The following is a 13306-nucleotide window of genomic DNA, read 5'->3' on the forward strand; positions in this document are numbered from 1 at the left end:
GCCTGCGCCGCCGCCATCGCGGGCAAGCCCGGCTCCCACAGTGACGGCGTACACCCTGTGGGAGCGGGCTTGCCCGCGATAGGGGCGCCAAGACCTACACATGAATTACAGAGACCCAGCATGAGACTGTCCCGCTTCTTTATCGACGCCCCCCTGAGCACCGGCGAGCACGAGTTGCCCGAGGCCCAGGCCCATTACATCAGCCGCGTGCTGCGCATGGCCGAGGGTGATGCATTGCAACTGTTCGACGGCTCGGGCCATGAGTTTCGCGCCACGCTGGTGGAAGTCGGCAAGAAGCGCGTCGTGGTGCAGATTGACGAAAGCTTCGCCGGGCAAATCGAATCGCCGTTGCAGATTCATCTCGGCCAGGGTTTGTCCCGTGGCGAGCGGATGGACTGGGCGATCCAGAAAGCCACCGAACTGGGCGTCACCGAAATCACCCCGATCTTCAGCGACCGCTGCGAAGTCCGGCTGAAGGACGAGCGTGCCGACAAACGCCTGATGCACTGGCGCCAGGTGGCGATCAGCGCGTGCGAGCAATGCGGGCGTTCACGGGTGCCGGTGATTCATCCGCCGGTGTTGCTGGCGGACTGGTTGAAGCAGACTCAAGCAGAATTGAAGTTGGTGCTGCATCCAGTGGCCGAACCATTGGTGAGCCATGCGAAACCGGCGACGCTGGCGTTTTTGATCGGCCCGGAGGGTGGGTTGTCCGATGCGGAAGTGGATCAGGCCAAAGGGGCTGGTTTTCACGCCGCACGGCTTGGGCCACGGGTATTGCGCACAGAGACCGCGCCGGTGGTAGCGCTGGCCGTAGCCCAGCAACTATGGGGCGATTTCTAGGGCCTCTTCGCGGGCAAGTCGAATCGTCGCACCGCCGCTCCAACAGGAGACCGCTACTGATCGTCCCCACGTTCTGCGTGGGAACGATCAGTCAGGCGTTATTGCACCGGATCACTCACTGGCTTGGCGATGATTGCCTTCAGTTCGCTGGTCATCGGGAATTCCAGGTTCAGGCCTTTAGGCGGAATCGGTTGCTGGAACCATCGCTGATAGATGGCATTGATCTCGCCCGAACTGTACAAATCGGCAAGGGTCGAGTTCACCAATTCCAGAAACTGCGGGTCGCCCTTGCGCACCATGCAGCTGTAGATTTCCCGCGATTGCTCCTCGCCCACCACCACCCAGTTATGCGGGTCGCGAGCCTTGGCGCGTTCGCCGTAGAGCAGCGCGTCATCCATATAGAACGCCGCCGCCCGACCCGACTGCAGCATCTGGAACGCTTCGCCGTGGTCCTTGGCGCTGATCACGAACATATCGATCTTGTTATCGACGTTATAGCTCTTCAGAAACCGTTCATTAGTGGTGCCGGCGGTGGTCACGACGTTCTTGCCGCGCAGGTCGGCGAAGCTTTTGATGCCGCTGTCCTTCGCCGTGAGCAATTGCCCTTTCACGTAGATAAACCCGTAGGAAAACGCCACTTGCTGCATGCGCTCGGCCGTCACGCCGGTGGAGCCGCACTCAAGGTCGACCGTGCCGTTCTGCACCAGCGGAATGCGCGTTTGCGAGGTCACCAGGTTGTACTTCACCTGCAGATCCGGCAGTTCAAGCTTTTGCTTGATGCGCTCGACAATCTTGCTCGCCAGGTCCACCGAATAACCCATCGGCTGCCCCGTGTGATCACCCACGTAGGAGAACGGCACCGACGCGTCGCGATAGCCCAGCGTGATGCTCTTGGCATTGGCGACCTTGTTCAGCGTGCCGGTCAGTGGCGCTTCGTTGGCCTGGACCTGGCTGGCGAGCAGCAGGCCGAGGGTGCAGCCGATCAACGTGATTTTTTGCATTGTTATTCTCCGTTGTGGGTCAGTTTATGAGCGGCGGGCGGCGATCACGGTGATCTCCACCAGAACCTCTGGACGGGCCAGTTGCGCCTGCAACGTGGTGCGGGTCGGCGCCTTGCCCGGCGACAACCATTGCGACCAGACCTCGTTCATGGCGGCGAAATCACGGCCAATGTCGTTCAGGTAAATGGTCGCGTTGAGCAGATGTTCCTTGTCGCTGCCCGCCTCGGCCAACAACGCGTCGATCTTCGCCAGCACCTCGGCGGTTTGGCCGGTGACGTCGGGGCTGTCACCCGGAACCTGTCCCGAGAGAAACACCAGATCGCCAAAGGTCACCGCGCCAGAAAGCCGGCTGTTGCTGTTGATACGGTTAATGCTCATCGGTTTTTCCTTTTCAAGTCAGGCGACGCGGGGGGCGAGGCCCTGCATTTCAATCGACGGTGCGCGCCGGGCGATCAACTCGCTGAGCAACCGGGCGCTGCCACAGGCCAGGGTAAAACCCAGCGCACCATGACCGAGGTTGAGCCACACGTTGCGATACGCCGTGGCCCCGATCAACGGCACGCCGCTGGGGGTGGCCGGGCGCATGCCGGCCCATTCGATGGCGGCGTCGAAATCGCCGGCATTGGGCAAGGTTTCCTGCGCCTGACGCTTGATCAGCGCCAGACGTTTGGGGTCGAGGGCCGGGTCGAAACCGACAATGTCGACCATCGCCGCCACGCGCAATTGGTCACCGAGACGGGCGTAAACGATCTTGCGGTTGTAATCGGTGATGCTCAGCTCCGGCGCGCGATGTTCGGCGCGGATGGGCAAGGTCAGGCTGTAGCCCTTGAGCGGATACAGCGGCAGGTTCATGCCGGGCAGCGCCAGCGCCGGACTGCGATGGCCGGCGGCAATCACCAGTTGCTCGACCGGCAGCACTTGCGTACCCATTTCGACGGCCTGCACCGCGCCGTCCGCGTGGCGAATGCCGGTGACCTTTCGCCCGAGCAGAAACTCGCAACGACCCGAGGCCTTGAGGCGAGCCAGCAGTTGCTGGCAGAAAGCATGGCAATCAGCGACTTCTTCGTCGGGGGTATAAATCGCGCCCACAAACGGCGCCTCGGCCAGTGCTGGCTCAAGCTGTGCGCATTCGGCCCGCGACAGAACGTGCTGCTGTTGCGGATCGGCGAGGCCGTGACGAGCGTGTTCGAAACTCGCGGCTTCACGAAACGTCACCAGTTTGCCGTTGCGCCGCCAGTCGAAACCGTCGAGACGGTCTTCGTCGCGCCAGCCTTGCAGCGTGGACTGGCTCAGCAGCGCCAGACGCAGCAGGTGCGCGCCATTGCGTTGATTCACCGAACGACGGCAAGCTGCCAGGAAGGACGCCATCCAGCGCCATTGCGCCGGGTCCAGGCGCGGGCGCAGCTTCAACGGCGAGTCACCGCGCAGCATCCAGCCAAGCGCCTGCAACGGTACGCCGGCATCGGCCAGCGGCGCGACGTAACGGTAGGACAACTGGCCGCCGTTGGCGAAACTGGTCTCGCTGCCCAGCGAGTCCCGGGCCTCGATCAGCGTCACGTCGATGCCGTCACGAACCAGCGCGTAAGCCGTCGTCAGCCCGATGACGCCACCACCGATGATGCAAACCCGCTGAGCCATGTCTGTCCTTAACCGTTGTTGAAACAGGCTTCAGGTTAGGACCAGGTGACAGTCGTTGAACAATGCATAAAGATGCCTGACCCATAAACAAAGGTTATGGACTTGCCATGCGACTGCGACACATCGAGATTTTCCAGGCCATTCGCCAAACCGGTTCGGTCAGTGGCGCCGCGCAGCTGCTGCACGTGTCGCAGCCGGCGGTGAGCAAAGTGCTGCAACACGCCGAGCAGCAACTGGGCTTTCCGTTATTCCTGCGGGTGCGCGGCAAATTGCAGGCGACGCCCGAAGCGCTGGAGCTTGAGCGCGAAGTCGACAAGGTCACCGAAAGCCTGCAAGGCGTGCGACGTCTGGCCCAGAGCCTGCGGCGCGAGCCGGGTCACAGCGTACGGATCGGCGCAATCCCGGCGCTGGCCCTGTCGCTGCTGCCGCCGGCCATCAACGAGTGGACGCAACGCTACCCGGACATCGTCTGCGAACTGTCCAGCGCCCACAGCCGTGAGCTGATGCAGAATTTGTTGATGCGCGAAGTGGATGTCGCGCTGACCTTGCAGCCGCCGGATCATCCGGGCCTGAAGGCGCAGCCCTTGGCCTGCGGGGTTTTGGTGGCGCTGGCGCCGTTGGGCTATTGGACCGACGACGCCTTGAGCCAACCGTTACCGTTGAGCGAACTGGCCGGTGCGCCGCTGATCGGTCTGTCCAGCGCCGACCCGCTGGCCGCCAGGCTCGACAGCTACCTTGAGGCGGTCGAACCGCCGCCACGGGTGCGCATCGCCGTGCAGACCTATTCGCTGGCGCGGGCGATGGTTGAATCCGGTGCCGGGCTGGCGGTGATCGATCCGTTTACCGCGCTCGGCGCGTCCCCCGCCGCCACGGCGATCCGGCCTCTGGCGCCAGCCTTACCGATCACGTTATATGCGGTCACCCGCGCCGACGAACCGCCACCCCATACCTTGAGCGACTTGTTGCAGGTATTCAGCCGACGGGCGCAGGCGCAACTGGATCGCTTGATCCCTTAAAAGCCTTAAAGGACATAAAACATAATTGCCACAAAGTGCAGCAAACTCCCGGCAATCACGAACAGATGCCAGATCCCGTGGGCATGGCGTAAACGACTATCCAGCGCAAAAAAGACAATACCCACGGTGTACAGCACGCCGCCCGACGCCAGCCAGGCGAAACCTGTACTGCCCAGCGCCGCCAGCAGCGGCTTGACCGCCACCAGCACGATCCAGCCCATCACCGCGTAAATCACGAGCGACAGGATCCGCGCTTCCGAACGCGGCTTGATCTCTTGCAGGATACCGATCAGCGCCAGCCCCCAGACAATCCCGAACAACGTCCAGCCCCAAGGCCCGCGCAGGGTCACCAGACAGAACGGCGTGTAGCTGCCGGCGATCAACAGGTAGATCGAAAAGTGATCGACCTTCTGCATGATCGCTTTCTTGCGCCCGCGCACGCTGTGGTAAACGGTCGACGCGCTGTAGAGCACCATCAACGTGAAACCGTAAATCGCCACGCTGACGATCTTCCACGGGCTGCCGTCCATGCCGGCGATCACCAGCATCCACACCACCCCGACCGTTGCCGCCACCGCCCCGACCAAATGCGTCCAGGCGTTCAATCTTTCCCCGTGATACATGTATTGCTCACCTCGAAATCCAATACAACATCGCGCAAGGCTCAGGCTTCAAGCGTAAAAGCGCAATGCTTACAAAACCACTCTCCGCGCAGAAAGGGTTCCGGTTAAAGCCGCTCCTGGCGCTCAAACAACCACGTCGCAGGAAACGGGTGAGCCCGGTACAACTCGATCAACCTCCGTCGGTCGCGGTGAAACCATTCATTTACCCAATACTGGTATTGCTGCTGGATGCTCATCTCATGCCAAGGCGAACTGCGCGTTTGAATCACCGCATGCGCGGCCATCATTCCTGACATCAGTGCCTTCAACACGCCCTGTGACGCCGCCGGATCCAGCACAAATGCCGCATCTCCCGCGATAAAAAATCCCCTTCCTGCCACCTGCTGGCCAACACGCCAGGTCACGTCAGCCCCGCGGACCGGTCCGGAGCGTGTCAGGTGTTTGAACATGGCAGGTGGAATGCCTTGCGACGTGTTTCCAGGGAGAAAACACAGGCGGGTCCAGTGGTAAGCGTGTTCGCCGATCTTCGCCGTCCAGTACCATCCAAAGGGGTCTGCATCTATCCCGCAAAAAATGTTGTCGTCAGGGCACACACCGACGGCATATCCATAGCGGGCGATCAGATGTGGCGAAAATCTGCGCCATCGAAGTTTCAACTGACGTGACAACCAACTGCTGGCGCCACTGGCGTCGATCAAATGGGGTGCAATGAAATCACCTTGTGCGGTTTGCACCCCGCATACCCTCTGCGAGTCCTTGATTACCGTGAGCACACGGCAAGGCTGCACCACCCTGACACCTGACTCGACGGCCCGACAAAGCAGCAGACTATCCAGCGCATCTCGGGGAATTTGAAAGCCCCGGTTCGGGCCCGTCACGCCTTGACCAAAGGCACTGAACTGGCGCGCGCCCCCCCACTGCACCCAATGGCCTGTATGACGTAAAAAACCGGCCGCCTGCACCGCAGCGGCCACACCCAACTGCTGCAGCAAAGGTTCAACACCCGGTTGCAGCGTCTCACCCGGACGCTTGCGAGGGAAAACCGCCTGCTCCAACAGCACCACTCGCAATCCCTGTTGCGCACACAAGATGGCTGCCGCCGTGCCCGCTGGCCCGGCGCCAATGACGATCACGTCCTGGTCAGTCAAAAGAACGACTCAACCAACCCTTGTTGTCTCTATTGATCAAAAGGCTGTCAGCCCCGATAAACAGCTCAACCATTTCCAAAATTTCAACGTGGCGCAACCGAAAACTGGAGGGTGTCGAAACGGTGCCGTGTCGATAAACAACGAAAAAGTCCACCTCGCCTTCCAACTGCGCCCCTGCCTCAGACTCTGCCAGAGACAGGGCCGAATCAGGTCTCACCACACGAATGAAGGACAGCACCGCCCACCGTCCCTGTAGCTCACGAGTGGGGGCGCCGATGGCGATGTAAGCCAAATGCATGGCCAGAATCCGATGTTGATAATCCTCTCGGGAAATCTGCCCGGTGACCGACAGCGACAAGCGCCCGGCCAGCGCATTACTCGTGTAATCGCTGTATTCATAGGCGGTGTATTCGACCGTCAGGCGCCCGTTTACCGTCACCAGACGTGGGCCGGTTTCGCCATCCCACGACGTTTCGCCGGTCTGACCATTTTCAGAGTCTCGCAAGGGTATGACTGTCGGTTTTGAAAGCGCGGGTTCAAAGGTACGAGCACTGTCGGGGGTCACGGCGGGCCAATAGGCGCCCGCCGCCGAACAGATTCTCACGTCTTCTGAAAATGGGCTGCCAAGGTTGAAAGAGCAGATAAACGTTGGCCGAAACCCGCCGTTGCTGGCAATTTCCCAACCTGGGCTGAAGGTGCCCGCAGCACTGTCGGGCAGCCAGGACGTACGCTCTGCCCGTATAGAAGACCCCTTTACTGTGGCGCCTACAGCCGGCAAAAGCTGAGAGACCAGCGCAGTAATGCCTTTATCTTCCTCGACAAAGTGCCCCTCTGGCAGCAGCGGATTGCCTGCCAGCCTCCGTTCAGACAAAGCCTGCAACGTGACGTACCAGATTGGCTCGGGAAACTCCTGCTGTTGTGCCCATTCAATCAGCGCCGCTTGCCCACAGCTCGGGTAAAAATCAGGTGCGGATAATATTGAGCAGGCGGCTACGGTGATCGGGATGTGAGTGCTCAGCGCCGGGCAAACGGGCTTGACCCAGCCGTCAGCGGTGAAGTCTATGAAGTGCAGTGCCCGGTAGTTACCGGCCCTGACAATTGCCTCTACATCCGGCTCATTGTTCAAGTCACGGATTGAGCCATCGTCCTGTAACTGATGGCGCTTATTGATGATGTAACCCTCAAAATTTGCGTTGGGCGGGACACGAAAAGAAACGGATCGCCCCTGAAACAGGGCAGGTTCGACCAGCCGGGCCTTTGGTACCGGCACATTCAAGCCGCTGCCATGCACCGCGCTGTCAGCCCACTCGGCGAGGCCTTCAGTCAGCACAAAGGGGGCTTGCGAAATGTCGGGCTCAAACCAGTCCGCTTCGTTTCCTAGCCTGAGGTGGAACTGCCGCAATTTGTCATTGACGTGCAATGCCTCGAGCTTCAAATCCAGATCGAGACCAGCGATGCACTCCGAGCCATCGAAAAGCTTGTGCAGCGGAAACCAGAAGTCCCGATTTTCATCACCCTCGACCCACCCGTGACCTACCCCGCCCTTTTGCTGCACGGCCACATAGGCGCTGAAGCGAGCCGGCATGACCCGCATGGCATGCAGGTCATTCTGAACAATGGGGCTGAAGCCTCGCAGTCGAGCGTCGTACAGCACAGGCGCGGTGCCGACACGTGCAATGCCGGTGCGGGAAAAACACAGGTCTGCATGCTTGCGATGCGTCGTGTCCGGTTGCGGTCGGTACTCAAGGGCAAACACCACCACTCCCAAACTCGCCTCCGCGCCAGCCAGCGCCTGAAGTTGCGCCAGGGTCGGGGGGCAGACGCCGTACACATAGTTGAGCACGGCCTCCAATTCTGCCCCCGTCGCGAAATCATGGAGCGGGTTTGCCCCGGCGTCCTCAGTCACAGTGGGCGACGCCAACGCGTGATACAGCAGGCTGCGTGAAGGATGGCCCGCCTCAACCCCACGACTGCCTTGCAACGAAAAGTCCTCAAAACCCTTGATTGTGCGGTTAATCGACAGGGCTTTATTCAATTCATCGGCCAACGGCCTTGCTTCGATATCCAGCCCATGGAGTTTCAGCAGATCACGCCAGCCGGCAGGCGCCAAACGCTCGCAGGCTCGTTGAACTTCATCGATAAGGGCCATACGCACTCCTCGAGCGGGATCCATTCCTGACCCAGCATGCCTCTTTTACTGGGCCTGCACACCTGTAAGAAATACCAGTTCTGTTGTCTGGATAGACTCTTCTTATCAGGCGTGATCGTTGAGAATTGGGCACAATCGAGCCATTCGACCAAGAGTCACGCCCATGCTGATCGACGAAGAATTGACCCTGAAAAAACTCGAGGTGTTCCTCGCCTTCATGCGCACCGGCAATCTGGCCCGCGCCGCTGCCGAGTTGCAAACCAGTAACGTCAGCGTGCACCGCGCCATTCATTCCCTGGAAAGCGCCCTGCGCTGCCCGTTGTTCAAACACGAAGGCCGCAACCTGACGCCGCTGGAAAGCGCTTATGTGCTGGAAGAACGAGCGCAGAAACTGATTCAGGACGTGGTCGAAACCGTGCGCCTGACCCGCGAAGCCGCCGGGTTCTCGGCTGAGCGCTTCAAGCTCGGGTCGTTGTATTCGCTGACGGTGAAGACCGTGCCGCAACTGATCATGGGCTTGAAAATCCGCCGCAGCGAACTCAACATCGACTTGATCCTCGGTTCGAATTTCGACCTGTTGTACAAGCTCAAGAACATGGAAGTCGACGCGATCCTGGTGTCTTTGGACGACAGCGTGAACGACCCGGATTGCGAGCAGATTGCGTTGTTCTCCGATGACATCTTCCTGGCGACACCGGCGGATTCCAGGTTTGCCCAGCGCACTGAAGTCGATCTGGCTGAGGTCCGCGACGAGACATTCATCACCCTGACCCAAGGCTTCGCCACGCATCAGGATGGCAATCGGGTGTTCAAGCAGGCGGGGTTCGAGCCGAAGGTGGCGATGCAGGTCAACGACATCTTCACCCTGTTGAGCATGGTCAGCTCGGGGGGTGGGTTATGCGTTGCTGCCGGGGCGGATTGCAGCGGTGTATGAGAACCGGGTGAAGCTGATTCCGTTGCAGGAAAAGTATCGGTTGCAGCAGCACATCGGCGTGGTGTTCTTGAAGGCGAAGGAGCGCGATCCGAACTTGCTGGCGTTGCTGGCGGAGTGTCGGATGTATGCCAATCGCCAGGTTTGAGAGCTCGTTGGCCCCAATCGCCAGCAGGCTGGCTCCCACAGTGAGAATGCAAACACTATTCCCCTGTGGGAGCCAGCCTGCTGGCGATGGCGTCAACCGAGACAACTCAGAATCTGAAGTCAGCCCACAATCCCGCGAACAATGAAGTACAGCAACGAAGGCCCAAGCAGGCACCCAAGCCCGGTGTGGAACGTCGCCGTCAACGCCCCGTAAGGCACCAACCGCCGATCCGTCGCCGCCAACCCGGCGGTCACACCGCTGACGGTGCCGGCCAACCCGCCAAACACCATCGCCGAGCGCGGGTTATCCAGCGCGCTGTGTCTCTTTATTGGGTGTTACACGGCAACAAAAAAAATTTTAACCTCTCCTTCAAAAAGATAGAAATAATTAACGCGCTGTTTTCTAAAAATAAAATTCAAACGTTAACTCACGCTTCGCACCGAAGCGACAGACCTAAATACCAATATCAACAAATCACTTGTAGGAAGATTCCCTCTAAGTAGGATGCGGCCTACAAAATCACAAATATCGTAGGAAATTTCAGAATTTTTTGTTTTTTACTTGACTGCAATCTAATTCGATACTTTTATAATCCCGTCACAGTTAGCTATCAATCAGTGGCAGGAGATTAGACACTCAGCTGTACACAGTTGTATATCTGCCGAGCTCTAACTTCAACGGTGACAGGAGCTATTCTGTGACTTAGCTGTCACATTCCAGAAGGAGAAAGGTATGAATGACGAAATAATTTCTGATGAAAACCAGTTAGATGAATTAGCTTCCGATGTTGAGGTTATGACTCCTGTTCCAGATGGAACGTATGACATGGTTGCTGGAAAAACAGCGCCAGAGTTCTGAGAAAACAAACAGGGCATCGTTATCGATGCCCACTCTAAAATTAAAGGCTGCCAATATATGAGAGCTACAACTAATAAAGGTGTTTTATGCTTAACAGAACTCGGACATTGTTTTTTTCACAACGGCACACACCTCCTGAAAATTCCGAAAAAAAAGTTTATTGAAGCACTGGCTTCTTATGAAAAATCTTTAGCGCTAACAGAGCGGCATCCAGCTTTTTTCAATATGTCTGAAGCCAAAGAGGCAAGGAGTGCGTATGAACGAAGCGTGCTGGAATTCACTAAACTATGACGGTGACATTTATGATCCTACTCGGTTAGCGTTAGTTTCGCTACCATACGGCGAAGGTCCGCAAAAAGTAATGCCTCTGGGGCTGCAGAACATATCAGCCTACGTAAAAAAACATGTAGCACATGTAAAATGCAAAATATTTGATTATTCAGATTTATACACCTCAGACACTCACGAACTAAAAGACTTGATAGACTGGCAACCTGCACTGGTAGGAATATCTATTTACAGCAGCCATGTTCAAGCAGCGATTGCTTGGGGGCAGTTAATTAAAAGCGCGCTACCTGAGACAGTTTTATTCTGCGGCGGCCCACATATAAGCCTTGCAGCGAAAGACTTTTTACGTGTATCAAACGGTATTTTTGAACTCGCACTTTATGGTGAGGGAGAACACTCAACAACCAGACTACTAAACTTATTCAATAAATCGCGCAAGGAAGCTCCACCCTCCTCACCCACAAAAAACACTAATAAAAACCCCACACCAAAACAGGTATTTATAGACAACCACTTACAAGACATACCAAATGCAGTTTGGATCTCCGCAACCGGGGAAACGCACGAAACCTATAAACAGAAGATACAACTACCCGCAACCGAGTGGGAAAATCCATTATTGGATTATTGTTCGGAACGCTTACAAAATCTCTACTTCACGGACAGAAGAGATGGTAAAAAAAGAAGATCAATAGCACTCACCAGTAGTCGTGGTTGCCCTTTAGCATGCTCATTCTGCGCTATCGTTGCGGCAGATAAAGATGGTCCTAAGTGGCGTGCCGTCGATGCGAGCACTCTTGTTAATTGGATTGCAGAGGCTCACAAACAATACTCTTTTGAACATGTTTACATGATGGATGCTAATTTTTTTGTACGAAAAGACAGAGTACTGGAATTCTCTGAAAAACTCTACAAGCTGTTCGGTGGCGAGGTTACATGGAGCAGTTCTTCTACAGTAGGATACCTGCTTAAGTTACGCGCTGAATTGCCAAAATTGGTTGCGCAAGGGTTGAGATTGGTCGAAATGGGTATTGAGTCTGGCTCGCAAACTCAGCTCGACTATATGAACAAGAGAGTCACAGTAAAGGATAATATAGACGCAATTAGGGCCTTACAGATCAATGGTATTGACGTCGGCCTCGATTTTATCATGTTCTATCATGACCAACAAAAAAGAGAAATCATAGAAAATTTAAGCTTTCTGCTCAAATCCGGAATGACTGAGCATGAATCTTTTGATCATTACTTCAACATCATGATGATATATCCAGGCACGCCTGTTAGATACAATCTTGAAAGAAAAATTGGCTTTAAGTTTGACTTGATCGACTTACCTAACAGCAGACAGCTAATAGAAAATCAAGAGGTGAAAGAAATCTACGACGCCTATATCGATTATTTTGCAAAGCCTCTCCTAAATTCTCTAGAGGAGGCAATTTCTATAAATATAGAAAAAATCTCACAAAGCACCTCGCTAGGAGAAATTGCACACCTATCCTTGCTCAATATTTACCTTAGACATATGCCATTCAAAATTTTGTGGGGACTCTGTCAGCGGACGGGAGAGCGGACGGTGATATTTACAGGAAAAGAGTTCCTAACTTATACCTCCATCATAAAAAAAACCTTGCACGGCAAAGAACCAAATAAGTCGCCAAAACCAGTCGCTTTAGAAACGTTTACGCTTGGTGTTGGCGGTAGAAAGGGTGAATTAATCGGAAAGTCCTCATAATTATCGTTCGAGCGGGTGAATTTTATGGACGTCAATTCGATAAGCCTAGGCGTGAGTGGCGATATAAATAAGCTAAAACAATTCATTTGTTTACGTACAAGCACCACTAGCGTTTACCGTGGCGCACCGATAAAGCACTTCAGCTTGGGCGTGCGCCCCTGGGATAGGTTGGAGAACTCAATTATTGATTTTTGCGCAACTGCTGATTTCACTATTTCTGTACACCCAGTAGATATAAACTTCTCTGGAGTGATCGACATCGCAGAATTAGCAAATCTAAAAAAAATAATTGATACTCTCCCGGTAAGTTACATCGAAGAAGACATAGGCATATGGAGAAATGGCAATCTTTGTCTAGGCGCCCATCAAACCAATCCACCCTTAAACAATGAAACATTACAAACAACAATAATCAATGCCAATATGGTAAAGAACTTTCTTGAACTACCCATATTTTTAGAGAACCCTCCCGTATACAGCGAGTTCGGAAGCATACCGTTTTGGGACTTCTATTTAGAGCTATGCAATCAGTCTGGTTGCTCCATGGCCTTTGATATTGGACACTACTTGGGCTATAGCAAAAGCAAAGATCTTGCTTTTGCTATACCTGACGCCAAACATGAAATATGGAGCTTCATAAAGACGTTACATATTTCGGGAATAAAATCCTGGATGTGGAATGGTATTCCCGTGTGGCTCGACCAACACTCAGACCCCTTCAATAATGAACTGATGGAAGCTTTTAGAGCAACCGTCACCCAGGCTTATAATACAGAAAATATTTTGCTGGAAATGGAGGGCTCATCCATTGAAGTTGAGCATCGCAACATTGACCTCGTAAAAAAATCGCTCGCAGAGATATCAGAAGATGATAATAAAAAAAACTGATGCCGTCGGCTTAATTTTCGCTGAAATATATAAATCTAAAAATATT

The 13306-nt window shown here is 55.2% G+C and carries 12 protein-coding genes and 2 pseudogenes; 7 read left to right on the forward strand and 7 right to left on the reverse strand.

What is annotated here, in order from left to right:
- Window positions 1-120 precede the first annotated feature (120 nt).
- Complete coding sequence (locus Q7W83_RS26390) at window positions 121-840, forward strand: 16S rRNA (uracil(1498)-N(3))-methyltransferase (RefSeq protein ID WP_473657924.1); 720 nt, start codon at window positions 121-123, stop codon at window positions 838-840.
- Between the two features lie 98 nt (window positions 841-938).
- Here Q7W83_RS26390 and Q7W83_RS26395 read toward each other — a convergent pair whose 3' ends face one another.
- The 3 genes from Q7W83_RS26395 to Q7W83_RS26405 are packed head-to-tail and all read right to left on the reverse strand — an operon-like array spanning window position 939 to window position 3479.
- A complete protein-coding gene (locus Q7W83_RS26395; protein WP_150632806.1) occupies window positions 939-1841 on the reverse strand; it encodes a transporter substrate-binding domain-containing protein in 903 nt (300 codons plus the stop codon).
- Window positions 1842-1865: 24 nt separating this feature from the next.
- On the reverse strand, window positions 1866-2219 hold the full coding sequence (locus tag Q7W83_RS26400; RefSeq protein WP_150637959.1) for a RidA family protein: 354 nt from the start codon (window positions 2217-2219) through the stop codon (window positions 1866-1868).
- 18 nt (window positions 2220-2237) lie between these two features.
- Window positions 2238-3479 carry a D-amino acid dehydrogenase gene (locus Q7W83_RS26405; RefSeq protein ID WP_150637961.1) on the reverse strand — a complete coding sequence of 414 codons (1242 nt, stop codon included), beginning with the start codon at window positions 3477-3479 and terminating at the stop codon, window positions 2238-2240.
- A gap of 107 nt (window positions 3480-3586) precedes the next feature.
- Here Q7W83_RS26405 and Q7W83_RS26410 point away from each other — a divergent pair, with 107 nt between their 5' ends.
- Complete coding sequence (locus Q7W83_RS26410; RefSeq protein ID WP_150637963.1) at window positions 3587-4495, forward strand: LysR family transcriptional regulator; 909 nt, start codon at window positions 3587-3589, stop codon at window positions 4493-4495.
- 5 nt (window positions 4496-4500) lie between these two features.
- Here the strand turns inward: Q7W83_RS26410 and trhA are convergent, their stop codons facing one another.
- The 3 genes from trhA to Q7W83_RS26425 all read right to left on the reverse strand — a co-directional run bounded on the left by trhA (window position 4501) and on the right by Q7W83_RS26425 (window position 8415).
- Complete coding sequence (gene trhA, locus Q7W83_RS26415; RefSeq protein WP_150632802.1) at window positions 4501-5118, reverse strand: PAQR family membrane homeostasis protein TrhA; 618 nt, start codon at window positions 5116-5118, stop codon at window positions 4501-4503.
- Between the two features lie 104 nt (window positions 5119-5222).
- Complete coding sequence (locus Q7W83_RS26420) at window positions 5223-6266, reverse strand: NAD(P)/FAD-dependent oxidoreductase (protein WP_150637965.1); 1044 nt, start codon at window positions 6264-6266, stop codon at window positions 5223-5225.
- The gene (locus Q7W83_RS26425; protein WP_473657933.1) at window positions 6259-8415 is read right to left on the reverse strand and encodes a hypothetical protein; all 2157 of its coding nucleotides are present in this window, start codon (window positions 8413-8415) and stop codon (window positions 6259-6261) included. Before Q7W83_RS26425 ends, Q7W83_RS26420 begins: the two co-directional genes overlap by 8 nt.
- Before the next feature lie 163 nt (window positions 8416-8578).
- Here Q7W83_RS26425 and Q7W83_RS26430 point away from each other — a divergent pair.
- A pseudogene (locus Q7W83_RS26430) lies at window positions 8579-9494 on the forward strand (LysR family transcriptional regulator).
- 119 nt (window positions 9495-9613) lie between these two features.
- On the opposite strand, the pseudogene Q7W83_RS26435 reads toward Q7W83_RS26430, so the two are convergent.
- A pseudogene (locus Q7W83_RS26435) lies at window positions 9614-9817 on the reverse strand (malonate transporter subunit MadM); the annotation flags it as partial.
- Window positions 9818-10226: 409 nt separating this feature from the next.
- On the opposite strand from Q7W83_RS26435, the gene Q7W83_RS26440 reads away from it, so the two are divergent.
- Genes Q7W83_RS26440 through Q7W83_RS26455 form a run of 4 tightly spaced genes read left to right on the forward strand, consistent with a single transcriptional unit; the run spans window position 10227 to window position 13260 of the window.
- Window positions 10227-10352 carry a hypothetical protein gene (locus tag Q7W83_RS26440; protein WP_263596742.1) on the forward strand — a complete coding sequence of 42 codons (126 nt, stop codon included), beginning with the start codon at window positions 10227-10229 and terminating at the stop codon, window positions 10350-10352.
- 57 nt (window positions 10353-10409) lie between these two features.
- Window positions 10410-10643 (forward strand): hypothetical protein, encoded by a 234-nt coding sequence (locus Q7W83_RS26445; protein ID WP_473657936.1) that lies wholly within the window; start codon window positions 10410-10412, stop codon window positions 10641-10643.
- Complete coding sequence (locus Q7W83_RS26450; protein WP_473657938.1) at window positions 10609-12372, forward strand: B12-binding domain-containing radical SAM protein; 1764 nt, start codon at window positions 10609-10611, stop codon at window positions 12370-12372. The genes Q7W83_RS26445 and Q7W83_RS26450 overlap by 35 nt, the downstream gene beginning before the upstream one ends.
- Window positions 12373-12396: 24 nt before the next feature.
- Window positions 12397-13260: a multinuclear nonheme iron-dependent oxidase gene (locus Q7W83_RS26455; RefSeq protein WP_473657940.1), complete on the forward strand. Its 864-nt coding sequence runs from the start codon at window positions 12397-12399 to the stop codon at window positions 13258-13260.
- Window positions 13261-13306 lie beyond the last annotated feature (46 nt).

The organism is Pseudomonas sp. 300, assembly GCF_055803035.1.

What these genes read in the sequence shown, in the direction of transcription:
- Q7W83_RS26390 (WP_473657924.1), top strand. Translation starts at nt 121, where the DNA reads ATGAGACTGTCCCGCTTCTTTATCGACGCCCCCCTGAGCACCGGCGAG.
- Q7W83_RS26395 (WP_150632806.1), bottom strand. Translation starts at nt 1,841, where the DNA reads ATGCAAAAAATCACGTTGATCGGCTGCACCCTCGGCCTGCTGCTCGCC.
- Q7W83_RS26400 (WP_150637959.1), bottom strand. Translation starts at nt 2,219, where the DNA reads ATGAGCATTAACCGTATCAACAGCAACAGCCGGCTTTCTGGCGCGGTG.
- Q7W83_RS26405 (WP_150637961.1), bottom strand. Translation starts at nt 3,479, where the DNA reads ATGGCTCAGCGGGTTTGCATCATCGGTGGTGGCGTCATCGGGCTGACG.
- Q7W83_RS26410 (WP_150637963.1), top strand. Translation starts at nt 3,587, where the DNA reads ATGCGACTGCGACACATCGAGATTTTCCAGGCCATTCGCCAAACCGGT.
- trhA (WP_150632802.1), bottom strand. Translation starts at nt 5,118, where the DNA reads ATGTATCACGGGGAAAGATTGAACGCCTGGACGCATTTGGTCGGGGCG.
- Q7W83_RS26425 (WP_473657933.1), bottom strand. Translation starts at nt 8,415, where the DNA reads ATGGCCCTTATCGATGAAGTTCAACGAGCCTGCGAGCGTTTGGCGCCT.
- Q7W83_RS26440 (WP_263596742.1), top strand. Translation starts at nt 10,227, where the DNA reads ATGAATGACGAAATAATTTCTGATGAAAACCAGTTAGATGAATTAGCT.
- Q7W83_RS26445 (WP_473657936.1), top strand. Translation starts at nt 10,410, where the DNA reads ATGAGAGCTACAACTAATAAAGGTGTTTTATGCTTAACAGAACTCGGA.
- Q7W83_RS26450 (WP_473657938.1), top strand. Translation starts at nt 10,609, where the DNA reads ATGAACGAAGCGTGCTGGAATTCACTAAACTATGACGGTGACATTTAT.
- Q7W83_RS26455 (WP_473657940.1), top strand. Translation starts at nt 12,397, where the DNA reads ATGGACGTCAATTCGATAAGCCTAGGCGTGAGTGGCGATATAAATAAG.